This is a genomic window from Comamonas sp. w2-DMI (genome assembly GCF_040187735.1).
Taxonomy (GTDB): domain Bacteria; phylum Pseudomonadota; class Gammaproteobacteria; order Burkholderiales; family Burkholderiaceae_C; genus Comamonas; species Comamonas terrae.
Map to the genome: position 1 here is coordinate 217945 of NZ_JBANEL010000004.1, position 24327 is coordinate 242271.

Below are 24327 nucleotides of genomic sequence, written 5' to 3' on the forward strand. Positions count from 1 at the left end.
TGAAAACAAAGGGTTGAACCAAGGGTTAGCACCAACAAATACCTGCTCATCAGGGCTTATGTCTGTTGCCATCTGTTTCTAAAATCCGGGCTCCTTACGTGCTGTACGGCGGCGCAAGCGCCCGCCGCACGGCACATCGGTTTTTATGCAGGGAGACACTATGAACGCCATCTTCAAAATCGCCGCCGTTGCCCTGGCTGCCACCGCAGCCGTCGGCAGCCACGCCGAGAGCTACCCCGCTCCCGGCAAGACGATTACCATCATTGTTCCGTTCACGGCAGGCGGCCCCACCGACAAGGTCGCCCGCGACCTGGCCGAGTCCATGCGCAAGCAGCTGAACAACGCCACCATCGTGATCGACAATGCGGATGGCGCCGGCAGCACCATCGGCACGGCCAAGGCCGCCCGTGCCCGCAACGACGGCTACACGCTGCTGCTCACGCACATCGGCATGTCCACCATCCCGACGCTGTACCGCAAGCTGCCCTTCAACGTGCTGAGCGACTTCGAGTACGCCGGCATCATCAACGACGTGCCCATGACGCTGATCGGCCGCCCCACGCTGCCGGCCAAGAACTTCGCCGAGGTCAAGGACTGGGTCGGCAAGAACCAGGGCAAGGTGAATCTGGCCAACGCCGGCGTGGGCTCCGCCTCGCATCTGTGCGGCCTGATGTTCCAGGCATCGCTGCAGCAGGAAATGACGCCCGTGCCCTACAAGGGCGCCGCGCCCGCGATTGCCGACCTGATGGGCAACCAGGTGGACCTGCTGTGCGACCAGACCACCAACACCACCTCGCAGATTGCCGCCAAGAAGGTGCAGGCCTATGCTGTGACCACCACCAAGCCCCTGTCCACGCCGGCGCTCAAGGACCTGCCCACCCTGCAATCCCTGGGCCTGAAGGACTTCAACGTGACCATCTGGCACGGCCTGTACGCGCCCAAGGGCACGCCCGCCGAGGTGGTGCAGAAGGTCAACGAAGCCATGAAGGCATCGCTGAAGGACCCCGAGTTCATCAAGCGCCAGGAAGCCCTGGGCGCCGTGATCGCCTCCGACGACCGCATCACCCCGGCCGGCCACAAGAAGTTCGTCGAGGCCGAGATTGCCAAGTGGGGCAAGGTCATCAAGGCCGCCGGCATCTACGCCGACTGACGGCACGGCAGCGTCCACCCGCCCCCCGGGGTGGACGGCCACAACGAAAAACGCGGCCCAGGCCGCGTTTTTTCATGGCCTGCCGCCGCGCCTACCAGACCACCTCGCGGCCCTCGGCGCCGCTGCGGCGCAGCATGTCGATAAAGGGCGCGGCCCGCTGGGCCAGGCTGACCTCCTCGCCGGCAGGCTGGGCGCTGTCTGCCGGTGCGTCCTCCTGCCCGGCCTCCCGGGCCTGTTCGCGGCGCCGGGCATTGTCCTGTTCGACTGCGGCCTCGAGCGCCGCGACCGCCGCCGGAATCTGCTCGGCGGTGATGATGCCGTGGGCCTCGTCGGGCGACTTGCCGATGATTTGCAGCACCTGGCGGCCGTTGGCCTGCAGCATGATGACGTCCGCCGTGGCGCGCGATTTGAACTTGTAGAGCATGGGCAATCCTTGGAACGCGGATACGTTCTTAACGGTAAATATATTCGCGGTTGAAAGGATAGCTGCTCTGCGCGCCCTTCAAGGGACCGGTCTGCAGATTGCCGTCGGGCCGCGTGCACAGCATCTGGTGCAGCGCCACCCAGCCTCGTTCGAAGCCCATGGCGCAGCCCGCCAGATAGAGCCGGTAGGCGCGCAGCGCCTTGGCCGCCTTGTCGGCGTCGTATTGCGCCTCCAAGATGCGCTGCGCCTGCGGCAGCTGCGCCTCCAGGCTGTCGGACCAGGCCCAGAGCGTGCGCGCATAGTGGGGCCGCAGGTTCTCGGTATCCACCATTTCCAGGCCGCTTTGCCCCATGTCGTGCAGCACGCGGCTCACATGCATGAGCTCGCCGCCCGGGAAGATGTAGCGGTTGATGAAATCGCCGATGCCCGCGCCCACCTCGGCATTGCCCACGCCGCCGGCCGTGATGCCGTGGATCAGCGCCAGTCCGCCGGGCTTGAGCATGGTGTAGACGGTCTTGAAATACTCGGGCAGGTTGGCGCTGCCCACATGCTCGAACATGCCCACCGAGCCGATCTTGTCGAACGGCTCCACGCCGTCCATCTCCCGGTAGTCGCGCAGCTCGACATGCACCTTGCCCTGCAGGCCCTTCTCGGCGATCAGGCGCTGCACATAGTCGTACTGGTTGCGCGACAGCGTGATGCCGTGGGCCTGCACGCCGTAGTGTTCGGCCGCCCAGAAGATGAGGCCGCCCCAGCCCGAACCGATGTCCCAGAAACGCTCGCCGGGCTTGAGCTGCAGCTTGCGGCAGATGTGGTCGAGCTTGGCCTCCTGCGCCTGGGCCAGGCTCATCTCCAGGTCCTTGAAATAGGCACAGGAATACACGCGGCGCGGGTCCAGCCACAGCGCATAGAAATCATCCGAGAGGTCGTAGTGGAACTGGATCTGCTCTGCGTCGCGCGTGAGCGTGTGCATGGCCAGCGACTTGGCCTTGGAGACGGTCTGCTCCAGCCAGGTGGGCGTATGCGAGACGGGGTCGGACTGCAGGATGCCGGCCGCGGCAGCCATGATGTCCCGAGCCTGCCCCTTGACGTCGACCCAGCCTTCCACAATGGCCGCGCCCACGGCGCCGACCTGCCCGTCGACCAGGGCTGCCAGCGCCTTGGGCGAACGAAAAATCAGCTGCACCGCGCTGTTGTCGGGACCTATGCGCTCGCCCGTGGAAAGCTGCACAGAAGCAGTGACCGGAAGCCTGACCAGATGCTGTTCCAATGTGCTTAACAGGTTTTTCATGCAACCCATTCTTCACACCACCGCCGGCATGGTCAAGGCCGGCCGGTTCACCCATCTGTCAGCAATCGACGCAAATTGATGACAAGTTCAAGCAAACCCTGAAAACTTCAAGCGCGGGGGCGGACATCGCCCTGTTGCCCCTAGCGGATGCGGATTCCGGTCAAGGCCTGGTAGCCGCGCTGCGTTTCCGGGGCCACGGACTGCAGCACCTGCTCGTAGGCCGTCTTGTGGCGCGCCAGCAGGCGCATGGAGGCAATGGTGCGGCTCTTACAGAACCAGTGGCAGCTGTGCTGCATCAGCATGAGTTCGGCCGTCATGGTGAAGGCGCGGCGCTTGCGCTCCTCGTCGTCCCCGGCCTCGCCCACGCGCACCGCCGCAATGGCCTGCGCATGCAGGCCCATGAGCGCGCGCACGTCCAGCGTGGCCGCCGGAAACACGCGGTCGGCATAGGGCAGGGCCAGCGGCAGGGTCGTCACGCGCGCCAGCTCGGCCGGCACTTGGGCAAACTCCTTGGCAAAGCGCTGGAACTGCGCGACCAGGCTGCTTTCGGCGTTTTCCAGCACGGTCCAGATCTGGGCGCGTCGCTCGGCATCCGGCTCGCCGAGCACGCGCATATAGCCGTCCATGAGGGAGCCCATGAGTTTTTCGATCTGGAAACGCCCCAGGTGCTGTGCCAGCAGCAGCGTATGCTTGCGCTGCTCCTGTTTCTTGAGCAGGTAAAGCGCTGTAGTGACAATGAGAAGAAGCGTGAACAGATCCATGAAGCGAAACCGGACGGGTAGACAACGGTGATGACCAAAGGCTCGAGTGTAGTCAGACGGGCGGGCCTGCGGGCCGCAGCCTCCGCCATCGGCCTGGCGGCCCTGGCGGGCTGCTCGTCCCTGGGCTATTACTGGCAGGGATTCCAGGGACAGGCGGCCATCCTGCAGGCCGCGCAGCCGATCTCGGCCTGGCTCGATCGCCCGGATCTGCCGCCATCGCTGCGGCTTCGGCTGGAAACGGCGCAGAAGATGCGCGCATTCGCCAGCAACGAGCTGGGCCTGCCCAGCAATGCCAGCTACACCCGCTATGCGGACCTGCAGCGCCGTTACGCGGTCTGGAACGTCACGGCCGCGCCGCCCTACAGCCTGGAGCTGCACCGCTGGTGCTTTCCGATTGCGGGCTGCGTGGGTTACCGCGGCTATTTCTCCATGGAGGCTGCGCAGGCGCAGGCGCGCCAGCTGCAGCAGCAGGGGCTGGAAACCAGCGTCTACGGCGTGCCCGCCTATTCCACGCTGGGCTATCTGAACTGGCTGGGGGGTGACCCGTTGCTCAACACCTTCGCGGGCTGGGCCGAGGGCGATTTTGCCGGCCTGCTGTTCCACGAACTCGCCCACCAGGTGGTCTATGTGGCCGACGACACGGCCTTCAACGAATCCTTTGCCACCACCGTGGAGCGCCTGGGCACGCCGCTGTGGCTGCAGGCCCATGCCAGTGCCGCCACGCGCGAGCGCTGGCAGAAATCCCTGGCGCGCCGCGAGCAGTGGCGCGCCGTGACCCGGGAGACGCGCGAGCGGCTGCAAAACCTCTACCACCCGCAATCAGGGTCAAAACAGGGCGAAACCCAGGACACACCTGCGCTGGCAGCTATCAAAGCAGGAATCTTTGCGGATTTCCGCGCGCGCTATGCCCACCTGCGCGCCCAGTGGCTGGCGCAGGACGAGCCGCTGCTGACCACGCCCGAGCTGCGCGCCCAGTACCTGGAGCGCCTGGGCCAGACCGACGACTGGGTGGCACGGGCCAACAATGCCAGCTTTGGCGCGCTGGCGGCCTATGACGACTGGGTGCCGGCATTCACGGCCTTGTGGACGCAGATGCAGCAGCAGGCCCGCAGCCTGCGCAGGGCTCCCCCGTGCCCTCGCCGGCCGGCTGGCAGCTGTTCTACGGCAAGGTGCGCGAATGGGCCAGGCTGCCCGCCGAGCAGCGCCAGCAGCAGCTGTGCGAATACCTGCCCGCAGATACCCCCAGGCCCGCAGCCTGCGCCGCGCCCTGAGAATCAGTGAACCGGCCTACCGCAGCGGCCGCGATGGCCGCCGCGATGAAGCTCGGCGGCGCAACCGAGGCCGTGCATCGGCGCCCGCTTCACGGCCTGGCAGACCGCAGGGGCGGACAAGGCCGAAAGCGCGGGGGCTTTTTGGATGGTGGCCCGCCCGGGATTGCCGGGCTGAAGAGACAATGCCCCCATTGAGCAATCCGCTTCAGATCCACTTAAGCCTGCCCGGCTAGGCTTTGAACAATGTCCCAGTCTTTGCCTTCGCGATCCTCGCCTCCCCCTGCTTCGTCCTCCCCTTCTTTATGGCAGCGCCTGCGCGCTCCGCGCTCCCCGCAAGCCGTGGTGCTGCTGCTGTCGGCCTGGCTCACGCTCACCGCCAACTGGGCGCTGTGGCTGCGCCTGCCCACATTGGACGGCTATACCGGCAGCCTGCCCGTGCTGGTGCTGCGCGCGCTGCCGCTGGTGTTTTTCGCCATCGCGCTGCTGCTGAGCTTCACCGCCTGGCCGCGCTGGATGAAACCGGTCTGGCTGCTGCTGCTGCTGACGGCGGCCTGCTCACAGTACTTCATGGTCGAGTACGGCACCATGATGGACAGCGGCATGATCAACAACGTGCTGCAGACCGATGTTCGCGAAAGCGCGGATCTGTTCAACCCCAGGCTGCTGCTCGAAGTGGCCGTCATCGTCGGCGTTCCGGCGCTGTGGCTGTGGCGTCTGCCGATACGCGGCGGCCGCACCGCGCTCGCCAGCCTGCTGCGCACCCTGGGCCTGTTCGTGCTAGCCGCCGCACTGCTGGCCGCCTCGGTCTTTGTCTCCTACCGGGAGTTGGCGCCCGTGGTGCGCAACAACCTGTGGCTGCGCTACATGTTCAACCCCGTGAACCCCGTGCTGGCCGTGGTGGACACGGCCCTCAAGCCCGTGCTGCACAAGAAGCGGCCGTTTGTCAGCATCACGGGCGGCGCGGCCCTGGGCGCCAGCTATGCGGCCGGCAGCAAGCCGCCGCTGTTCGTGCTGGTGGTGGGCGAGACCGCGCGTGCGGCCAACTTCAGCCTCAACGGCTATGCGCGCGACACCAACCCCGAGCTGGCCAGGCGCGAGGTGCTGAGCTGGCGCAACGCCTACTCCTGCGGCACCAGCACGCGCGAGTCCGTGCCCTGCATGTTCTCGCACCTGGGCCGCGAGGGCTTCTACGGCGCCAAGGCCGACCATGACAATCTGCTCGACGTGCTGCAGGCCGCCGGCCTGGCCGTGCTGTGGATAGACAACCAGGCCGGCTGCAAGGGCGTGTGCGAGCGCGTGCCTTCGGCCAGCACGGCCGACCGCGTGAACACGCCCGAAGGCAAGGCCCTGTGCACGACCGACGGCGAATGCCTGGACGGCATGCTGCTCAGCGGCCTCGACGAGCGCATCGCCAAGCTCGATCCGGCGCGCCGGGCCCGGGGCATCGTGCTGGTCATGCACGAGATGGGCAGCCATGGCCCGGCCTACTACAAGCGCTCCACGCCCGAAACCAAGGTCTTCAAGCCCGAGTGCGAGACCAACGCGCTGTCGGGCTGCCCGCGCGAGCACGTGGTCAATGTCTACGACAACTCCATCCGCTACGGCGACCTGTTCCTGGCGCAGACCATAGACTGGCTCACGCAGCAGCAAGCCCGCTACGAGACAGGCCTGCTCTATATGTCCGACCATGGCGAGTCGCTGGGGGAAAACGGCCTGTACCTGCACGGCATTCCCTACGCCATCGCTCCCGACGAGCAAAAGCACGTGCCCATGATCGCCTGGCTGGGCACGCTGGGCGCACGCACCCATGTGGGCGAAGCCTGCCTGCGCAAGGAACTGGACAAGCCCGTCTCCCACGACAATCTCTACCACACGGTGCTGGGCCTGCTGGACGTGGCCAGCCCCACCTACAAGCCGGCGCTGGACGCGCTGCAAAGCTGCCGCTGAAATCTGGCTGCCGCTACGCAAAAGGCCTGTCTTGTTGCCAAGACAGGCCTTTTTTCATGGATGGAGGCTGCGGACGCAGCTTCGCCAATGGATCAGCGCAGCGATTCGATCAGGTCGATGTACTGCTGCTTGGCTTCATCGGGCGAAGTGCCATTGAGCTTGTCCCAGGCATCCCACTTGGCGCGCGCCACCATGTCGGTGAAGCTGGGCTTCTTGGTTTCGTTGTCGCCTTCGGTGGCCTGCTTGTACAGCGCGTAGATCTTGAGCAGCGTGGCGTTGTCGGGGCGCTCGCTGATCGAAGTGGAATTCTTGACCGCAGCTTCGAAATTGGCGTTCAGGTCGGACATGGCAAGTCTCCTTGGGTTTTGAAAGTCCCAGCCAGTGTAGCGAAAAAACGCTCAAATTAGAACGATCGTTCTTTTTTAAACACATGTATACGGCATCTGCGCGCATGCCCCTCTGAGGGATGTCTGTGTCGCTTGGAAACGGCGGCGGCCACTGCGGCCGCAGGGTCTATCCGTGCCGACCACCGATTTGATTGCAAAGGATATAATTTCATTTGAAATCAAATAAAGAGCATGCCATGAGTCTGGATTCACGCCTGGAACGCATCCTGGCCGGCAAGCCGGCCCGCCACCGGGATGCGGTGGCCGCCTCCCGCCTGCTGCTGCACACCGCCACGCTGCTGGAGCGCCGCGTGGACGAAGCCCTCGCACCCTTTGCCCTGCACATGCGCGAATACCTGGCCCTGCACCTGCTGTCCGACAGCGTGCACGAGCCCCTGCGCCCCTCCGACCTCGGCGTGTCGCTGGACGCCACGCGCACCCAGGTCACGCGCCTGCTTGACGGCCTGGAAAAGAAAAGCCTGCTGGTCCGCACCCAGGATGTGCAGGACCGCCGCAGCCTGCAGCTGGCACTGACGCCGGCAGGCACGCAACTGCTGCAGCGCTGCGTGCCCGTGGTGCAGCAGGTCTACCTGCAGGCCTGGGCATGCCTGGGCGAGCAGGCCACGCAGTTGCTGCAGCAGCAGCTGCGCCAGGTGCACAGCGGACTGCAGCAACCTCAAGCCCCAGGGGAAGCGACAGACAGTGCCCATGCGAACATCCGCGCAAACGCTTGATGGGCCTGCGCAAGACAGTCTGAATCCATAGCAGGTCACCCCATGAAAGCCCAGCGCTGGCAACAGTTCATGCATCGCCGCAAGCAGCGCCTGCTGATGTGGCTGCTCGGCGCCCTGGTGGGCATGGAGTTCCTCGAAAACGGCATGTTCGTTTTCGGCTCCTCCCACATCCTGGGCGGCATCGGCGTGGCGCCGCGCGAGTTTGCCCAGGTGCAGGCGGCCTACGCCATCGGCAGCATGCTCATGATCGCCCTGCAGCAATGGCTGACGCGCCATTTCGGCTACCGGCACTACCTGCTCATCGCCCTGCTGCTCTACGGCGCCGGCGACCTGGCCTCGGCCAACGCGGCCAATCTGGCGGAGCTGACCACGGCCCGCCTCGTGCAGGGCATGGGCGGCGGCGCCTTCTTCATCAGCACGCGGGTGCTGATACCGCTGCTGTTCTCCGTCCAGCTGCGCCCGCGGGCCGTGCGCATCTACATGTTGAGCATCTTCAGCGTCGGTGCCATCGGCCCGGTTCTGTCGGCCTGGCTGGTGGACAACTGGGGCTGGCGCTGGGTGTTCTGGATCGTGCTGCCGCTGGTGGGCCTGCTGGCTGCCGGCGTGCGCTGGATGCTGCCACGCCACCTGGGCCGCAGCCATACGCCGGTGCGCTTCTCGGTGGCGCCCGTGCTGATGTTCGTGCTGGCCGTGGGCTGCGTGCAGTGGAGCTTTTCCGAGGCGCGCTACGAGCTGTTCGACCGGCCCGAGCGCCTGGTCCTGATCGTGCTGACCGGCGTGCTGCTGCTGGGCCTGTTCGGCCTGCACCAGTGGAAGCACGACGAGCCGCTGCTGCACCTGCGCGATCTCACGCACCCGGGCTTTCTCGTGGGCCTGGCGCTGTACGCGCTGTATTACTTCGTGATCAACTTCAGCAACTACCTGTTCCCGCAGTTCGCCGAGCAGGGCCTGAACATTCCGCTGGTCACCACGGGCTGGCTCAACAGCTTCTCCGCGGCCATCAGCTTGGTGGTCGCCATCTTCTACATCCGGTACGCGGGCAAGGTGAGCAACAAGCGCGCCATGATGATGGCCGGCTGCACGGCCATGGCGCTGGCCTGCTGGTGGATGAGCAAGATTGCGCCGGACGCTCCCTATAGCGCGCTGTTCGGGGCGCTGGTCGTCAAGGGCTTCTTCGGCGTGCTCATGGTGCTGCCCGTGGCGGCCCTGACCTTCCGCGCGCTGGGCGACTCCCTGTTCGCCAAGGGCTACCAGAGCAAGAACATCATGCGCCAGATGATGGCCTCGTTCGCCTCGGCCGTGGCTGCCGTGGCGCTGCAGGACAGCCAGTTCACCGAGTACACCGAGCTCATGGGCCGCGTCACGCCCTCCAGCCCGGCCGCCGTGGACTGGCTGGCAAGGCTGCAAGCCGCTTTCGAGCACCTGGGCTACACCGCCAGCCAGGCGCATGGCGCCGCACTGGCCGAGATGAGCGCCGTGGTGCACCACCAGGCGTTTTTCATGGCCTGCCAGGACCTGTACCAGTGGCTGGCCCTGGTGGCCGCGGCGGCGGCCGTGGTGGTCAGCGTGCAGCGGCATTTGAAATGATGTCTTGCAGACTGTGCACTCAGAGTGCGGGCCATATGCCTATTTGAAGAGGCAGAGGCCGGGTTTCGCCCCGGCTTCTACCATTCATGCCTGCAATCCCGTTCAGGTGGCCGCCAGCCACCTCTGCGCCAGCTTCACCCAGAACGTCGCCCCCAGCGGTATCAGCGCGTCATTGAAGTCGTAGCTCGGGTTGTGCAGCGTGCACGGCCCGCCGCCATGGCCCGGGGCGCGGTGGTCCCCGTCGCCGTTGGCGATGAAGCAGTAGGCGCCGGGCTTTTCGAGCAGCATGAAGGCGAAGTCCTCGGCACCCATGGAAGGCTCCTGTGGCACGACGCCCTCGTCGCCCAGGATCTCGCACATGACCTGCCGAGCGAACTCGGCCTCGGCAGCGCTGTTGATGGTGGGCGGGTAGTTGCGCACGAATTCGAATTCGCACTGTGCGCCATGGGCCAGGCAAATGGATTCGCTGAGCTGCCGCATGCGCTGCTCGATCAGGTCCAGCACTTCGAGCGTGAAGGTCCGCACCGTGCCCTGCAGTTCCACGCTGTCGGGCACCACGTTGGTGGCCTCGCCCGCATGCACCATGGTGACCGAGACCACGCCGGCCTCGATGGGCTTGACGTTGCGGCTCACGATGGTCTGCAGGGCCAGGATGAGCTGGGCCGCCACGGGCACGGGGTCGACCACCATGTGCGGCAAGGCTGCGTGGCCGCCCTTGCCGCGCACCACGATCCTGAACTCGTTGCTCGACGCCATGGCCGGCCCGGCACCCACGGCCATGGTGCCGGCCCTCATGCCGGGCCAGTTGTGCATGCCGAACACGGCCTGCATGGGAAACCGGGTGAACAGGCCGTCCTTGACCATCTCGCGCGCACCGCCTCCGCCTTCCTCGGCCGGCTGGAAGATCACGTAGACCGTGCCTTCGAAGGACTCGCGGTGCGCGGCCAGGTACTGGGCCGCCGCCAGCAGCATGGCCGTGTGGCCGTCATGCCCGCAGGCGTGCATCTTGCCGGCGTGGCGGCTCGCATGGGCAAAGGTGTTGAACTCCTGCATGGGCAGGGCATCCATGTCGGCGCGCAGGCCGATCGCCCTGCCGCTGGCGCCGCCGTCGCGGCCGCGGAGGGTGCCGACCACGCCGGTGCGCCCCAGGCCGCGGTGAACTTCGACGCCCCACTGCTCCAGCCGGGCTGCGACCAGGTCCGAAGTGCGCACCTCCTCGAAGCACAGCTCCGGATGGGCATGGATATCGCGGCGCAAGGCCGCAATGGCCGCAGCGCTTTCCTCAAGTTCCGGCAGCAAGGCCATGGCGCACTCTCCTCTCGCACGCACCGTGAATTCCACATGATTCGACGCCGGTGCCCACGCATAATAAGGCGCTGCAGGACCGCCCGCCGGCACCTTCTTCCCAAAAACCAGCCCACACCATGCCCACCCCCACCGACACCCCGGCCCAAGTCATCGGTGCCTGCCCGCACGACTGCCCCGACACCTGTTCGCTCGTCACCACCGTGGCCGGCGGCACGGCCATCAAGGTGCAGGGCAATCCGGCCCACCCGCACACCGGCGGCGTGCTGTGCGCCAAGGTCAGCAAGTACACGGAGCGCACTTACCATGCCGAGCGCGTGCTGCTGCCGCTCAAGCGCAGCGGCCCCAAGGGCAGCGGCCGGTTCGTGCCGGTGAGCTGGGACGAAGCCCTGAGCGACATCGCCGCACGGCTGCACGCCATTGCCAGGCGCGAGCCCGAAGCCGTGCTGCCCTACAGCTATGCGGGCACCATGGGCCTGGTCCAGGGCGAAAGCATGGACCGGCGCTTTTTCCACCAGCTCGGAGCCAGCCTGCTGGACCGCACCATCTGCGCCAGCGCCGGCGGCGAGGCGCTGGCCGCCACCTACGGCGGCAAGCTGGGCATGCGCATGGAGTTCTTTGCCGAAAGCCGGCTGATCGTCATCTGGGGCAGCAACAGCATTGCCAGCAATCTGCACTTCTGGCGCTACGCCCAGGAAGCCAAGCGCAACGGCGCGCGCCTGGTGTGCATCGATCCGCGCAGGAGCGAAACCGCCGAGAAATGCCACGAGCACCTGCAGCTGCTGCCCGGCACCGACGCGGCGCTGGCCCTGGCGCTGATGCACGAGCTGATCGCCAATGACTGGCTGGACCACGACTACATCGCGCGCCACACGCTGGGCTGGGAACCGCTCAGGGCGCGCGCGCTGCAATGGCCGCCCGAGCGCGCGGCCCAGGTCTGCGGCCTGCCGGTCGAGCAGATCCGCCAGCTGGCGCGCGCCTGGGGCACCACCCAGCCGGCCGCCATCCGCCTGAACTACGGCATGCAGCGCGTGCGCGGCGGCGGCAATGCCGTGCGCGCCATCGCCTGCCTGCCGGCGCTGGTGGGCGCCTGGCGCCACCGTGCGGGCGGCCTGCTGCTGTCCAGCTCGGGCGCGCAGCCCTTTGCCCGCGCCCGGCTGCAGATGCCGCAGCTGCTGGGCGATCGCCGGCCGCGCACCATCAACATGAGCACGATCGGCGATGCCCTGCTGCACGAAGGCGGCGGCCGCTTCGGCCCGCGCATCGAGGCCATCGTGGTCTACAACAGCAACCCCGTGGCCGTGGCGCCCGAGTCGGCCAAGGTGGCCGCCGGCTTTGCGCGCGAGGACCTGTTCACCGTGGTGATCGAGCATTTCATGACCGACACGGCCGACCATGCCGATTACGTTCTGCCGGCCACCACCCAGCTGGAGCACTGGGACATCCACGGCAGCTATGGCCATACCGACGTGCTGCTCAACCGCCCGGCCATTGCCCCCCAGGGCCAGGCGCGCAGCAATGCCGCCGTCTTCCGTGCGCTGGCCGCCCATATGGCCCGCCATGACGCCGCGTTTGCGGCGCCGCATTTCCATGAGTCCGACGAGGCGCTGTGCCGCACGGCGATTGCGCAGACAGCTATCGATTTCGAAGAGCTGCTGCAACAGGGCTTTGCGCGCATCCCGCTGCCCGAGGCACCGTTCGCCGACGGCGGCTTTGCCACGCCTTCAGGCAAGTGCGAATTCGACAGCAGCGCCCTGGCCGCCCTGGGCGTGAATACCGTGCCCGACCACCTGCCCAACCACGAGCCGCCCACGGACCGGCACCCGCTGGCCATGATCTCGCCGCCGGCGCGCAACTTCCTCAACAGCAGCTTCGTCAATGTGGCCAGCCTGCAGCGCATGGAAAGCCGCCCGCTGCTGGAACTGCACCCCGACGACGCGGCGGCGCGCGGCATTGCCGACGGCGACAGGGTGCGGGTCTTCAACGACCGCGGCGAGCATGTCTGCCATGCCAGCCTCAACGGCCGCGCGCGCAAGGGGGTGGTCGTGGGCCTGGGGATCTGGTGGCGCAAGCTGGGCGAGAACGGCACCAACGTCAACCAGCTCACGCACCAGCAGCTGACCGATATCGGCCGCGGCCCGTGCTTTTACGACTGCGCCGTGCAAGTCACGCGGATGGCGGGCTGAAGGCGGCAGCCATGGACTTCACCCGATGGTTGCCCCGGCGTCTATCGCCGCAGAAGGTGAATCTGCGCCGCCTGATCCTGGCCCTGACCATCTGCAGCGCCTTCATCCCCTTTGCCAATACCTTTTACGCGAGCTACACCGTCCAGCGCCAGCAGCTGATCGACACCACGCTGGAAGCCAACCACGCCTATGCCACCAAACTGGCCAGCAGCACCGAGGATTTCCTGCAGTCGGCGCTGCAGCAGCTGGACTATGCCGCGCAGGTGATCGCAACGCACATGGACGACGCGCCGCGGCTCCAGGAGGAGACCGCGCGCCTGCAGCTGCAGTCGCGCAGCTTCAACTCGGTGGGCATCTTCGACGCCGGCGGCGTGGTGCTGGCCACGTCCCCCGCAACGCTGAAGATCACGGGCCGCAAGGTCGACAGCGAGGGCGTGCGCAAATCGCTGGCCGCCAGGGGACCGGTGATCAGCGACCCCTATCTGTCGGCGGCGGGCAACTTCATCGTCTTCATCTCCCAGCCCATCTTCGCGCGTGACGGCCGGTACCTGGGCATGGTGGCCGGCAGCATCTACCTGAAGCAGGAAAACATTCTCGACCAGCTGCTGGGCACGCATTTCTACGAGGACGGCTCCTACATCTACGTGGTGGACCGGGGCAAGCGCATCATCTACCACCCCGACAACCAGCGCGTGGGCAACGTGCTGGCCCGCAACGCGGCGGCCGACGAAATTGCGGCCGGGCATGGCGGCAAATCCCTGGTGACCAACAGCCAGGGCGTGGAGACGCTGGCCGGCTTTGCCGTCGTACCCTCCACCGGCTGGGGCATCGTGGCCCAGCGTCCGCAGGAGGCCACGCTGGCGCCGCTGCACGCGCTGATGCGCACGGTGCTGTACAAGACCCTGCCCGTGGCAGTGCTCACGCTGCTGGCCATCTGCTGGAGCGCCCGGCGCATCGCCAGGCCCCTGCAGCTGCTGGCCAACGGCGCCCGCACCATGGACAAACCCAGCACGGACCAGACCATACGCGCGGTCAAGTCCTGGTACTTTGAATCGCACGAGCTCAAGAAAGCCATGCTCATCGGCATCGGCCTGCTGCAGAAGAACATCAGCAAGCTGCGCGAGGACGTCAATACCGACCCGCTGACCGGCCTGGGCAACCGCCGCTACCTGAATGCCGAAGTGGCCGGATTCCAGGCCCAGGAGACGCCGTTTGCCGTGATCGCGATCGACATCGACCACTTCAAGCGCGTGAACGACAGCCATGGCCACGACGCCGGCGATGCAGTGCTGCGCCAGCTGGCCGCGCAGATGCGCGAGATCTCGCGCGCAGACGACATTGCCTGCCGCGTGGGCGGCGAGGAATTCCTGCTGCTGCTGCCCAAGGTTCCCCTGCACCGCGCCGCCCAGGTGGCCGAACGCCTGCGCCGCGAAATCGAAGCGAACGAATTGCCCGTCGTGGGCCGCATCACCATCTCGCTGGGCGTGTCTTGCTGGCCCGGCGGAGAGGCCAGCACCAGAAGCGTCTTCAAGCAGGCCGACGCCATGCTCTACCAGGCCAAGCGCAACGGCCGCAACCGCGTGGCCGTGTACGAGGCCCCGCGCGCCCAGGACTGACAAGGCCGCGCCAGCGCCGCCATCCGGCACATATCGCCAACGCCACTAAATAAGGAGCGCAAAGCATTTGCCGTGCATGCGCTTGAGGCCGGTGATGCCTGGTTCCCTGAACTGCATCGCCGCTCCTTCAGCGGGCGTCGCCGCCGGGCCAGCGCACGCGCTCCACCTCGTAGCCCCGCGCGGCCAGCAGCGCCGGCACCCCCCGGGGGCCGATCAGGTGCAGCGCGCCCACGGCGGCAAAGACGGTCTTGCCCTGGGCCATCAGGGCGTCGATGCCTTCGGCCATGCCGGGATTGCGGCCTTCGACGATGCGCCGGTATTCCGCGCGCTCGCTTTCGGTCTCCAGGCAGCCGCACCAGGACGGAAAGCGGGCCAGCTTGTCCGCATCGCCCTTTTCCCACAGCGCGGCCAGCGTTTCCATCATGGCCAGGGACTGGCCGCTCTCGAGCTGGCCCAGCCCGTCGGCCAGGGATTTTTCAATGGCGGCGGGGTCGTCGGAAAACAGTTCGCGCAGCTGGAGGGCCGGCGTTTCCAGGCCGACCACCTGCTTGCCCATGGAGCGCGCCGTGCCGGCCAGCACCAGGTCGACGCCATAGGAAGGGTCCAGGCCGCGCGCGCGGCCGACCAGGGACTGCAGCGCCATCAGTTGCGCCTCGGGCCGCATCGCGGCCACGTTGTCATCCGCACAGGCTGCCTTGCGCTGCCGCGCCAGGCGCTGCGCAAGCGCCGTGGGCAGGGAGGCGGCACCGGGACGCTCGCGCAAGCCCTCGCCCAGCTGCTGCAGGACTGCCGGATCGGTGATATCGAGCTCCAGCGCCAGGCTGTCTGCCGCCTTCACGGCCTGCACGACCGCAGGTCCGGGCATCAGCCATTCCAGCCTGCCCACATGGATGGTGCCGTACAGCCAGCTGGTGCGGCCGTCGCGCCGCACGCGCCACAGCAACCCGTGATTGCGGGCTTGGCGCGCAAGCGTTTGCAGCTCGGCGGGCGCAGGCAGCCGCGCTTGAGGCGGACAAGCGGCGGCCGAGGCAGATGCCGGCGGCGCCGCAGAAGCGGCGTCCGCCGGGGCCGCCATCGACGGAGCGGCCCATAGCGCCAGCAGGACCGCAGCCGTTGCAGCTGCGCGGAGCCGGCGCAACGGCAGGCGCATCAGGGGGCTCAAGCGGCGTCGGTTCCGCTGCCGCCGGGGGCCGCGATGCTCTGGTCGATGGCGCCGAAGATGCTCTGGCCGTCCTTGCCCTTCATCTCGATGCGGATGGTGTCGCCATACTGCATGTATTCGGTCTTGGGCGCGCCGTCCTGGATGGTCTCGATGCAGCGCTTTTCGGCGATGCAGCTGTAGCCCTTGGGCCATTCCATGCGCTTGTTCTTGCCGGTGCCGGTTTCCACGCCCTTGTTGCTGACCGTGCCGCTGCCCACGATGGAGCCGGCACGCACATTGCGCGTCTTGCAGATGTGGGCGATCAGCTGGCCGAAATGGAAGGTCATCTCCTCGCCCGCATCGCACATGCCGACCTTGCGGCCGTTCCAGGTCGACTGCAGCGTCAGGTGCAGGCGGCCGCCCTTCCAGGCATCGCCCAGCTCGTCCAGCGTCACGGCCACGGGGCTGAAGGCCGTGGCGGGCTTGGACTGGAAGAAACCGAAGCCCTTGGCCAGCTCGGCGGGGATCAGGTTGCGCAGGCTCACGTCGTTGGCCAGCATGACCAGGCGGATGCCGCCCAGCGCCTGCTCGGGCGTGGAGCCCATGGGCACATCGCCGGTCACCACGGCGATCTCGGCCTCGAAATCGATGCCCATGGCCGTGCTGGGCACGACCACATCGTCGCAGGGACCGATGAAGTCGTCGCTGCCGCCCTGGTACATCAGCGGGTCGGTGTAGAAGGTGGCGGGCACCTCGGAATTGCGCGCCTTGCGCACCAGCTCCACATGGTTGATGTAGGCCGAGCCGTCGGCCCACTGGTAGGCGCGCGGCAGCGGCGCCATGCACTGCTGGGGATCGAAGGGGAAGGCATGGGGTGCCTTGCCCGTGTTGAGCTGGTGGTACAGGTCCTGCAGCTGGGGCGCCATATAGCTCCAGTCGTCCAGGACCTGCTGCATGCGGCTTGCAATGCCGGTCGCATAATGCGCTTGGCTCAGATCGCGGGAAACCACGACCAGTTGACCGTCACGAGAACCATCTTTGTAGGTGGCCAGTTTCATCGACACTCCCCCGCATCCAGACCGCCGTCTCTGCAGCTGCCCGGCGAAAGGCTTCGCCGGCTGCCCGATGCGGCCACCTGAATTACGATTGGTTAAATTGATTTAACTAAACAAAACACGAATTCTATTGCAATGGACAAGGAACGGGCAGGCATTCAATCGGTAGAGGTGGGTTTCTCCCTAGTCGAAGCCCTGGCGCGCGCACGTGGCCCGCTCATGCTCAGGGATCTCGCGTCGGACGCCGGCATGAGTGCCGCCAAGGCGCACCGCTATCTGGTGAGTTTCCAGCGCATCGGCCTGGTCGCCCAGGATGAGCGCAGCTCGCGCTACGACCTGGGGCCGGCTGCGCTCAAGATGGGGCTGGCCGCACTGTCGCGCCTCGATCCGGTGCGGCTGGCACGCGAGCGCGTGCCGGCGCTGATGGAAGAGATCAACCATACGGTGGCCATTGCCGTCTGGGGCAACCACGGACCGACCATCGTGCACTGGGAGGAATGCGCCGAGGCGGTCACGGCCAACCTGAGCCTGGGCGATGTCATGCCCATGCTGGCCTCGGCCACGGGCCGCTGCTTTGCCGCCTGGCTGCCGCGCGAGATGACCCAGCCGCTCATGGAACCCGAGCTGGAGCGCGCGCGCAAGGCCAACCGCCAGGATCTGCCGCTGACGCCACAGGCCATAGACGCCATGCTGGCCGAAGTGCGCCAGCGCGGCACGGCACGCGTGGTCGATACCGTGCTGCCCGGCATCGTGGCGTTCTGCGCGCCGGTCTTCGACGCATCCGGCCATCTGGTGCTGGGGCTGATGACCCTGGGCTCGGTGGCCACTTTCGATCCCGACTATGGTGGAGCCATCGATGTGCCGCTGCAGGCCGCGGCCCGCCAGCTGTCGCTGGACCTGGGCTGGGGCAGCGCGGCCCAGGCCTGAAACCGACAAGGATGAAATCGCTCCCATGGTCGGCGCCCGCAAAGCCCTGATTCCCATTACCGGCGTGGTCGTCGCCGCCCATGCAGTGGTGCTCTGGGGACTGCCGGCCCTGGAAGGCAGGCCGGACATCCAGGGCCGGGAAACCGTGGTCATGCAGACCCGCACGGTACAGGCGCAACCGCCTGCGCCCCCGGCCCCGCCCGTGCCGCCCCCCAGGCCGGCACGCCCGCCAGCCCCCAAGCCCCGGCCGCAACCGCCAGCCCCGCGGCCCGCACCCGTGCCTTCGCCGGAGCCCGTGCAGAAATCAGTGCCGGATCCGGATCAAACCCAGGTGGCACAAGCGCCAGCCGCTCCCGATAGCGAAGCGCAAGCCACCGGCAGCCCGGCGCCGGCCGAGACGCCCGCCCCACCGGAAACGCCACCGTCCCCACCCGCCGACCGGCAAGGCACGGCCCAGGGTCTGCGGGTCACGCCGGCGGGCGCCGCGCCACTGCCGCCAGGCACGGAACTGCCCGTGGCCCTGCCCGGGCCGGCCACCCTGGAGTTCGATGCCAAAGGGCAGGTCAAGGGCTTCCAGTACTCGGCCGGCGCCGAACTGCAATGGTCGCACGACGGCCAGTACTACCAGGCCAGGCAGTCCATCAGCATGTTCCTGATGGGCGAGCGCTCCCAGACCAGCCAGGGGCTGGTCACCCCTCGCGGCCTGCAGCCGCTGAGCTTTACCGACCGGGGCCGCAAGACCCAGACAGCCCATTTCGATGTGGCCCAGGGCAAGGCCAGCTTCAGCGACGGTACGCCCGAGGCCGCCATTGCCGACGGCGTGCAGGATCGGCTCAGCGTTTTTCTGCAACTGTCGGCCCTGCTGGCGGCCGCCCCCGGCCGCTACCCTCAGGGCACGGTGATCGAGCTGACCACCAGCAGTGCCCGCGCCGCTGCACGCTGGCGCTTTGCCGTCGGCCCCAGCGAAACCCTGGACCTGCCGGCCGGCTCCGTCGAGGCCTTGCGGCTGGACAAGCTGCCCGACACGCAGGGCAACAGCGAACAGCAGGGCGCGCTGTGGCTGGCGCCGTCCATGCAGTACCTGCCCGTGCGCATCCGCCTGAACCAGGGCCAGAACGACTATGTGGACCTGCGGCTCAAGCGCTACGAGCCGCAGTAGCGGCAAACAGCACGGGCACGTTCCGCGCCGCCTACATCCGGCATAGCCGGCAGCTTCGCGGCATCTCGTGGCCCCGCCGACACGGATTCATGGCCGAGAGGTCCAATCCGTGAAATACTGTGCTCAGGTGCCCGGGTAGGCGTTTCGGTCTTGAAACGCGGCACCGGACCTCCATCTCCATGGAGAACACACCCGCAACACGGCTCAGAAAGGGGGAACACCATGCAAATGCTTTACGACTCCGAATCTTTTGTGGTGCTCCATCTACGTCCCGACATGGAAGACGAAGAAACGGCCGGCACTGCGGAAAAGAACGCCATCCCGCAACTGCCGCGCCACGGTTTCGAGATCGTGGACAAGCGTTCGGGCAAGGAGGTCTATCTGGACGGCTCCTGGGCAGAACTGTTCCAGAAGCAGATCCTGGCCTGGCAGCAGGATGCGCCGACCGAGGAAGAAGTCGAGGACACGCTGGATCGCTATGCGGGCCTGGCCCAGCAGCCGGTGATCGTGCACTGACGCCGGCAGCCTTCCGTCTCCACCAGGGGGAACGTGGCATAAGCACGTTCCCTTTTTTCATGGCGCCAGCCTGCGGCGCAAGGCATTGCATTTTTTCCGCAGAATCATTAACGCCGCATTAAATGGAAATTGCCCTGTAAATTCACTCCGGTAGATTTACTTTCCGTTTACCCCAAGTCATCCAGAAAAATCAAAAAAAACTGAAAAGCGTGTCTGTTGCAGCGAACAGCAACATGACTCATAAATTCAGGCATCATTGAATTTTTTCTTTTAAAAACAATGATATGCACAACATCCAAATGCGCCGTCGACATGCGACATAAAAACATCCGGATTAACGTCCTCCTCCTTCCCGGGGTTCATTGACCCATATCAACGTTCATATTCCCCACGCGCAAGGAACAAATCCAGAATTCCTTTATGGAAGCGCACCCATGAATCACGGCATCCGGGAAGGAATATGAAGAACACGTTGAAATACAGCATCTGGCCGGTCACCGCCGCACTGGTCGTCTTCTGGCACATGGCATCGGCCACGGTACAGGAGGCGCACACGCTGGCCGCGAACAGCCCGGCAGCCCCCGACACGCCCCAGGTCATCGACGACCTGCCCGCCAACTATGCGGCCGACCTGACGGCCGAGCAGCGCACGCTGGTGGAGCGCGGCCGCTATATCGCGCGCCTGGGCGACTGCGTGGCCTGCCATACGGGCGAAAAATCCAAGCCCATGGCAGGTGGGCTGGCTTTGGAAACGCCGTTCGGCAAGCTCTATTCCACCAACATCACGCCGGACAAGGCCACGGGCCTGGGCGGCTACAGCTTTGCGCAGTTCGACCGCGCCATGCGCAAGGGCGTGGCCGCGGACGGCCGCAATCTGTACCCGGCAATGCCCTACCCTTCCTATGCCAAGATGACACAGGAGGACATGCAAGCGCTCTATGCCTATCTGATGCATGGCGTGGAAGCGGTGGCGGCGCCCAACCGGGCATCGGAAATCGGCTTTCCCTTCAACCAGCGCTGGGGCCTGTCGCTGTGGAACTGGCTGTTCCTGGACGACACGCCCTTCCAGCCCCAGCCCGCCCAGAGCGCCGAATGGAACCGCGGCGCCTACCTGGTGCAGGGCCTGGGCCACTGCGGCGCCTGCCATACGCCGCGCGGCGTGGTTTCCAGGAAAAGACCATGTCCGGCGAGGGCAGCAAGGGCCGGTTCTTCCTGGCCGGCGAGACCGTGGAAGGCTGGCGTGCCCTGAGCCTGCGCAATCTCTGGACCCCCGAGGAAACGGCCGAGCTGCTCAAGACCGGCCGCAACAGGCATGGCATCGTCTCCGGCAACATGGTGGACGTGGTGCAGCACAGCACCCAGTACATGAGCGATGCCGATCTGCTGGCCATCGGCACCTATCTCAAATCCCTGCCTGCCGGTTCCGGCGACCTGCCCATGCAGGTGGCGCAGGGCCCGGCGCCGCGCATTGCCATTCCCGCGCGCGCCACGGCCGGCGCCGAAGCCGCGCACTACGACGTGCCGGCCGACCTCTACACCAGCCGCGGCGGCCTGGGCTATCTGCAGTTCTGCGCGGACTGCCACCGTTCGGATGGCGGCGGCGTCAGGGACGTCTTTCCCTCGCTCGAAGGCAACCGCTCGCTGCTGTCGGACAACCCCAGCACGCTGATCCATATCATGCTGACCGGCTGGACCACGCCGGTCACGCAAAGCCATTCCCGGGCGCTGACCATGCCGGCGTTCGCGCAGCTCGGCGACCAGGAGATTGCAGACATCCTGAACTTCACGCGCCGCAGCTGGGGCCGCAAGAACGCGCCCGAAGTCAAGGCCGGGGATGTGGCGAGCCAGCGCAAGCAGCTCAAGGCCCAGGCCGACCACTCGCGTCCTTTCGAGACGCCGCGCCTGGCGGCCATGCTCGAGGAGCCCAATGCCAGGCAACTGGTCTACGGCGCACGCCTGAACATCGAGACGCGCGACCTGCTGCCCCGCAACGTGGGTAATGCCCTCAACTGCGCAAGCTGCCACCTGAACGCCGGCACCGTGGCCGACGGCTCGCCCTATATCGGCATCTCGGCCTTCTTCCCCAGCTACGCGCCGCGTGCGGGCCGCACCATCACGCTGGAAGACCGCATCAACGGCTGCTTCCTGCGGTCGATGAACGGCAAGCCGCTGCCGCTGGATTCCGAGGAGATGAAGTCCATGGTCGCGCTGTTCGACTGGATGCGCCGCGAAACCAAGCCCGAGGACAAGGTCGAGGGCCGCGGCGTGGGCAAGGTCAGCCAGGCCATCGTCCCCAACCGCGACAACGGCAAGAAGATCTATGAAGCCCAGTGCGCGCTGTGCCACGGCGGCGACGGCGAAGGCGTGAAGAACGCCAGGGGCCAGTGGGTCTACCCGCCGCTGTGGGGCGACGAATCCTTCAACATCGGCGCCGGCATGGCCCGCACCTACACGGCGGCAGCCTTCGTCAAGCGCAACATGCCGATCGCGATGCACAGCAAGTTCCCGCTGGGTCAGGGCGGCCTCAGCGACCAGGAAGCCGTGGACGTGGCCGAATACTTCAGCCACCAGCCGCGCCCCGACTTTGCCGCCAAGGTCAAGGACTGGCCCAGGGACAGCAAGCCCGCCGACGCGCGGTACTAGGACCTGCCGGACCGCTGGCGCAGCCAGCGGTACAGCGGCGCCACCAGCAGCAGCACGGCAATCAGGCGGCAGACCTGAAACGCCGTGACCACCGGCACGCCCAGCTGCAGCACCTTGGCGGTGATGGCCATTTCGGTGATGCCGCCCGGCGAAGTGCCCAGCAGCAGCGTCACCCAGGGCAGGCCGGTGGCCGCATGCAGGGCCCAGGCAAAAGCGGCACATACCGCCATCAGCCCCACGGTGCCCAGCGCCACCATGGCCAGCCAGCGCGGTGCCGTATGCAGGAATTCACGCTTGAAGCGCACGCCCAGGCTGACGCCGATCACCAGCTGCGCCGCGTTCATCAGGCCCTGGGGCACGGCCGACAGTTCCAGGTCCGCCATGGTCAGCAGCATGGAAACCAGCAGCGCTCCCAGGAACCACGGATTGGCGCGCCCGAGCCTGACCATGGCCAGCGCACCCAGGCCCGTGAGCAGCACCAGGGCGGCAAAGCCCGGCCACTGCACATTGCGCACGGCCGGCAGCGCCAGCCCGGCCGCGCCATGCAGGCCCGCCAACCTTGCATACTGCAGGGCGAACGGAATCGTCACCGTCACGATCACCAGCCTCAGGCTGTGGCTGGCGGCCACCAGGTCGGTGCGCGCATGTTCGCGCTCGGCCAGCAGGGTCATCTCCGAAGCCGCACCGATGGAGCCTGCGAAATACGTGGTGGCGCGCATTCTTGCCTCGTCCATGCCGGGCCGCCCGAGCATGGATGGAGCCTGCACGCGGTACAGCCAGGCGCCAAAGCCCCAGCCCAGCAGCAGGGCCCAGGCAATGGCCAGTGCAATCGCCCACCAGAGGCTGGCCACCAGCTCGGTGACCGGCGGCGTGAAATAAAGGCCCAGGGCTGCGCCGATGGTCCACTGCCCGATGTTGCGCAGCTTGGCCCAGCTCTGAGTGGGCGCTCCCGCAATGGACGCCAGCGAGGTCGCGATCAGCGGCCCCAGCATCCACGGCAGCGGCGTGTGCAGCCAGAGGCACAGCCGGGCGGCCAGCCAGGCCAGCAGCAGCGTGGCGGCCACGCGGGCAACGAAGACAGGGGAAGGCAGGGAAAAGGCAGGCATGCGCGGCGGGGTAAGACAAGGCGCGACAATGGAAACCTCGCTCGCAGCGAGCGAAGCCGCACAAGTATCGCGGCATTTTTCGATGGGCAAAGCCGGTGCGATTTCTACAGGTACGAAGCCATGCCCCGTCTTTCACGATAGGACCAGCTTTATGTGGACATCTTCCCCGCAGGCCCCGGCGCGCCGGCCCGCAAATTCTTCCCTGACCGCCCAGGCCGGAACCGCCGCAATGGCAGTCCTGCTGGCCCTGGGCGGCTGCGCCCAGCAGGCAACGGCTCCGTCATCGCCGGCAGCGCCCCCTCTTGAAGCATTCACCAGCGCATCGGACTGGAATCTCCAGCTGCGGCAATGGGCCGGCACGCCCGTGATCCTGCTCGGCGAGCAGCATGACGCGACGGCGCACCAGCAATGGCAGGCGGCCACCATCGGCGAACTGGCCCGGCTCCAGCGCCTGGCGGCCGTGGTGCTGGAGATGGCGCCCGCAGGCGGCAGCACCGAGGGCCTGGCGCGCGATGCCGGCGAGGCCCAGGTCCGGCAGGCCCTGCGCTGGCAGGAAAAGGACTGGGCATGGCAGCGCTACCGCGGGGTGGTGATGGCGGCCGTGCAGGCCGGCGTGCCCGTGCTCGGCGGCAATCTGCCGCGCGAGCGCATGCAGGCCGCCATGGGCGACGCCCGCTTCGACGCGCACCTGCCTGCCGCGGGCTGGCAGTTGCAGCGCGAGGCCATCCGCGACGGCCACTGCGGCCTGCTGCCCGAGGCGCAGTGGACGCCCATGGCCCGCATACAGCTGGCCCGCGACGAAAGCATGGCGCAAGCCTTGCGGGCCGCCGCAGCCCGGCTGCGGCGTGACGGCCAGAGCGTGCTGCTGGTCTCGGGGCGCGGGCATTCGCGCGCCGATGTCGGCGTACCCACCTGGCTGGGCGCTGACCTGCCGTACAAGGTGGCCGTCGCGCGCGCCCCGGCTGAGCAAGGAGCCTTGCAGTTTGCCCCGGACTGGTGGCAGGTGCTGCCCGCCGCCCCGGGCGTGGATCATTGCGCCCAGCTGCGCGCGCAATGGCAGCGCCCGGCAGGGCAAGCCGGCAAGCCCTGAGAGAAACGCAGGGCTCCCGCTGCCCTGCCGTT

General features: G+C 66.9%; 19 protein-coding genes and 1 pseudogene. 12 read left to right on the forward strand and 8 right to left on the reverse strand.

All coding sequences use genetic code 11. The annotated features are described in order from the left end of the window. Positions 1–160: 160 nt before the first annotated feature. A complete protein-coding gene (locus V8Z74_RS06765) occupies positions 161–1150 on the forward strand; it encodes a tripartite tricarboxylate transporter substrate-binding protein (protein WP_066475798.1) in 990 nt (329 codons plus the stop codon). Positions 1151–1241: 91 nt separating this feature from the next. On the opposite strand, the gene V8Z74_RS06770 is transcribed toward V8Z74_RS06765, so the two are convergent. The 3 genes from V8Z74_RS06770 to V8Z74_RS06780 all read right to left on the reverse strand — a co-directional run bounded on the left by V8Z74_RS06770 (position 1242) and on the right by V8Z74_RS06780 (position 3626). Then, on the reverse strand, positions 1242–1574 hold the full coding sequence (locus V8Z74_RS06770; protein WP_066475796.1) for a DUF1840 domain-containing protein: 333 nt from the start codon (positions 1572–1574) through the stop codon (positions 1242–1244). Positions 1575–1602: 28 nt separating this feature from the next. Beyond that, the gene (locus tag V8Z74_RS06775) at positions 1603–2865 is read right to left on the reverse strand and encodes a class I SAM-dependent methyltransferase (protein ID WP_502879471.1); all 1263 of its coding nucleotides are present in this window, start codon (positions 2863–2865) and stop codon (positions 1603–1605) included. A 140-nt stretch (positions 2866–3005) separates the two neighbouring features. Beyond that, positions 3006–3626, reverse strand: coding sequence for a hypothetical protein (locus V8Z74_RS06780; RefSeq protein WP_066475790.1), 621 nt, complete (start codon positions 3624–3626; stop codon positions 3006–3008). A gap of 30 nt (positions 3627–3656) precedes the next feature. On the opposite strand from V8Z74_RS06780, the gene V8Z74_RS06785 reads away from it, so the two are divergent. Both V8Z74_RS06785 and V8Z74_RS06790 read left to right on the forward strand, forming a co-directional pair. Further along, on the forward strand, positions 3657–4907 hold the full coding sequence (locus tag V8Z74_RS06785; RefSeq protein WP_502879472.1) for an aminopeptidase: 1251 nt from the start codon (positions 3657–3659) through the stop codon (positions 4905–4907). Positions 4908–5140: 233 nt separating this feature from the next. Beyond that, positions 5141–6844: a phosphoethanolamine transferase gene (locus V8Z74_RS06790; RefSeq protein WP_349708640.1), complete on the forward strand. Its 1704-nt coding sequence runs from the start codon at positions 5141–5143 to the stop codon at positions 6842–6844. Positions 6845–6936: 92 nt separating this feature from the next. Here the strand turns inward: V8Z74_RS06790 and V8Z74_RS06795 are convergent, their stop codons facing one another. Continuing rightward, positions 6937–7191 carry an acyl-CoA-binding protein gene (locus tag V8Z74_RS06795; RefSeq protein WP_066475785.1) on the reverse strand — a complete coding sequence of 85 codons (255 nt, stop codon included), beginning with the start codon at positions 7189–7191 and terminating at the stop codon, positions 6937–6939. 236 nt (positions 7192–7427) lie between these two features. Here V8Z74_RS06795 and V8Z74_RS06800 point away from each other — a divergent pair, with 236 nt between their 5' ends. Further along, complete coding sequence (locus V8Z74_RS06800) at positions 7428–7964, forward strand: MarR family transcriptional regulator (RefSeq protein ID WP_349708641.1); 537 nt, start codon at positions 7428–7430, stop codon at positions 7962–7964. 42 nt (positions 7965–8006) lie between these two features. Beyond that, positions 8007–9551 carry an MFS transporter gene (locus tag V8Z74_RS06805; RefSeq protein ID WP_349708642.1) on the forward strand — a complete coding sequence of 515 codons (1545 nt, stop codon included), beginning with the start codon at positions 8007–8009 and terminating at the stop codon, positions 9549–9551. A gap of 102 nt (positions 9552–9653) precedes the next feature. On the opposite strand, the gene V8Z74_RS06810 is transcribed toward V8Z74_RS06805, so the two are convergent. Beyond that, complete coding sequence (locus V8Z74_RS06810) at positions 9654–10856, reverse strand: M20 aminoacylase family protein (RefSeq protein ID WP_349708643.1); 1203 nt, start codon at positions 10854–10856, stop codon at positions 9654–9656. Between the two features lie 119 nt (positions 10857–10975). On the opposite strand from V8Z74_RS06810, the gene V8Z74_RS06815 reads away from it, so the two are divergent. Continuing rightward, the gene (locus tag V8Z74_RS06815) at positions 10976–13042 is read left to right on the forward strand and encodes a molybdopterin-containing oxidoreductase family protein (protein ID WP_349708644.1); all 2067 of its coding nucleotides are present in this window, start codon (positions 10976–10978) and stop codon (positions 13040–13042) included. An 11-nt stretch (positions 13043–13053) separates the two neighbouring features. Beyond that, positions 13054–14658 (forward strand): sensor domain-containing diguanylate cyclase, encoded by a 1605-nt coding sequence (locus tag V8Z74_RS06820; protein WP_349708645.1) that lies wholly within the window; start codon positions 13054–13056, stop codon positions 14656–14658. A 127-nt stretch (positions 14659–14785) separates the two neighbouring features. On the opposite strand, the gene V8Z74_RS06825 is transcribed toward V8Z74_RS06820, so the two are convergent. Next, positions 14786–15601, reverse strand: coding sequence for a TraB/GumN family protein (locus V8Z74_RS06825; protein ID WP_349708646.1), 816 nt, complete (start codon positions 15599–15601; stop codon positions 14786–14788). A gap of 215 nt (positions 15602–15816) precedes the next feature. Then, entirely contained in the window at positions 15817–16857 is a 1041-nt protein-coding gene (locus V8Z74_RS06830; protein WP_349708670.1) for a fumarylacetoacetate hydrolase family protein, read from the reverse strand. 132 nt (positions 16858–16989) lie between these two features. On the opposite strand from V8Z74_RS06830, the gene V8Z74_RS06835 reads away from it, so the two are divergent. The 4 genes and pseudogenes from V8Z74_RS06835 to V8Z74_RS06850 all read left to right on the forward strand — a co-directional run bounded on the left by V8Z74_RS06835 (position 16990) and on the right by V8Z74_RS06850 (position 22099). Next, entirely contained in the window at positions 16990–17781 is a 792-nt protein-coding gene (locus V8Z74_RS06835; protein ID WP_349708647.1) for an IclR family transcriptional regulator, read from the forward strand. Between the two features lie 25 nt (positions 17782–17806). Beyond that, positions 17807–18940, forward strand: coding sequence for a DUF3108 domain-containing protein (locus V8Z74_RS06840; protein WP_349708648.1), 1134 nt, complete (start codon positions 17807–17809; stop codon positions 18938–18940). A 222-nt stretch (positions 18941–19162) separates the two neighbouring features. Further along, entirely contained in the window at positions 19163–19456 is a 294-nt protein-coding gene (locus tag V8Z74_RS06845; RefSeq protein WP_066475770.1) for a BTH_I0359 family protein, read from the forward strand. Between the two features lie 523 nt (positions 19457–19979). Next, positions 19980–22099 (forward strand): annotated as a pseudogene (locus V8Z74_RS06850) (c-type cytochrome). Here V8Z74_RS06850 and V8Z74_RS06855 read toward each other — a convergent pair. Then, the gene (locus tag V8Z74_RS06855) at positions 22096–23205 is read right to left on the reverse strand and encodes an AbrB family transcriptional regulator (protein ID WP_349708649.1); all 1110 of its coding nucleotides are present in this window, start codon (positions 23203–23205) and stop codon (positions 22096–22098) included. The pseudogene V8Z74_RS06850 and the gene V8Z74_RS06855 overlap by 4 nt on opposite strands. A 151-nt stretch (positions 23206–23356) precedes the next feature. On the opposite strand from V8Z74_RS06855, the gene V8Z74_RS06860 reads away from it, so the two are divergent. Then, the gene (locus V8Z74_RS06860) at positions 23357–24295 is read left to right on the forward strand and encodes a ChaN family lipoprotein (protein ID WP_502879473.1); all 939 of its coding nucleotides are present in this window, start codon (positions 23357–23359) and stop codon (positions 24293–24295) included. The last annotated feature ends 32 nt before the right edge of the window (positions 24296–24327 follow it).

Coding starts and splice junctions, on each gene's coding strand:
- V8Z74_RS06830 (WP_349708670.1), bottom strand. CDS start 16,857: ATGAAACTGGCCACCTACAAAGATGGTTCTCGTGACGGTCAACTGGTC.
- V8Z74_RS06780 (WP_066475790.1), bottom strand. CDS start 3,626: ATGGATCTGTTCACGCTTCTTCTCATTGTCACTACAGCGCTTTACCTG.
- V8Z74_RS06835 (WP_349708647.1), top strand. CDS start 16,990: ATGGACAAGGAACGGGCAGGCATTCAATCGGTAGAGGTGGGTTTCTCC.
- V8Z74_RS06805 (WP_349708642.1), top strand. CDS start 8,007: ATGAAAGCCCAGCGCTGGCAACAGTTCATGCATCGCCGCAAGCAGCGC.
- V8Z74_RS06845 (WP_066475770.1), top strand. CDS start 19,163: ATGCAAATGCTTTACGACTCCGAATCTTTTGTGGTGCTCCATCTACGT.
- V8Z74_RS06840 (WP_349708648.1), top strand. CDS start 17,807: ATGGTCGGCGCCCGCAAAGCCCTGATTCCCATTACCGGCGTGGTCGTC.
- V8Z74_RS06790 (WP_349708640.1), top strand. CDS start 5,141: ATGTCCCAGTCTTTGCCTTCGCGATCCTCGCCTCCCCCTGCTTCGTCC.
- V8Z74_RS06815 (WP_349708644.1), top strand. CDS start 10,976: ATGCCCACCCCCACCGACACCCCGGCCCAAGTCATCGGTGCCTGCCCG.
- V8Z74_RS06800 (WP_349708641.1), top strand. CDS start 7,428: ATGAGTCTGGATTCACGCCTGGAACGCATCCTGGCCGGCAAGCCGGCC.
- V8Z74_RS06860 (WP_502879473.1), top strand. CDS start 23,357: ATGTGGACATCTTCCCCGCAGGCCCCGGCGCGCCGGCCCGCAAATTCT.
- V8Z74_RS06765 (WP_066475798.1), top strand. CDS start 161: ATGAACGCCATCTTCAAAATCGCCGCCGTTGCCCTGGCTGCCACCGCA.
- V8Z74_RS06795 (WP_066475785.1), bottom strand. CDS start 7,191: ATGTCCGACCTGAACGCCAATTTCGAAGCTGCGGTCAAGAATTCCACT.
- V8Z74_RS06810 (WP_349708643.1), bottom strand. CDS start 10,856: ATGGCCTTGCTGCCGGAACTTGAGGAAAGCGCTGCGGCCATTGCGGCC.
- V8Z74_RS06785 (WP_502879472.1), top strand. CDS start 3,657: ATGACCAAAGGCTCGAGTGTAGTCAGACGGGCGGGCCTGCGGGCCGCA.
- V8Z74_RS06855 (WP_349708649.1), bottom strand. CDS start 23,205: ATGCCTGCCTTTTCCCTGCCTTCCCCTGTCTTCGTTGCCCGCGTGGCC.
- V8Z74_RS06775 (WP_502879471.1), bottom strand. CDS start 2,865: ATGAAAAACCTGTTAAGCACATTGGAACAGCATCTGGTCAGGCTTCCG.
- V8Z74_RS06770 (WP_066475796.1), bottom strand. CDS start 1,574: ATGCTCTACAAGTTCAAATCGCGCGCCACGGCGGACGTCATCATGCTG.
- V8Z74_RS06820 (WP_349708645.1), top strand. CDS start 13,054: ATGGACTTCACCCGATGGTTGCCCCGGCGTCTATCGCCGCAGAAGGTG.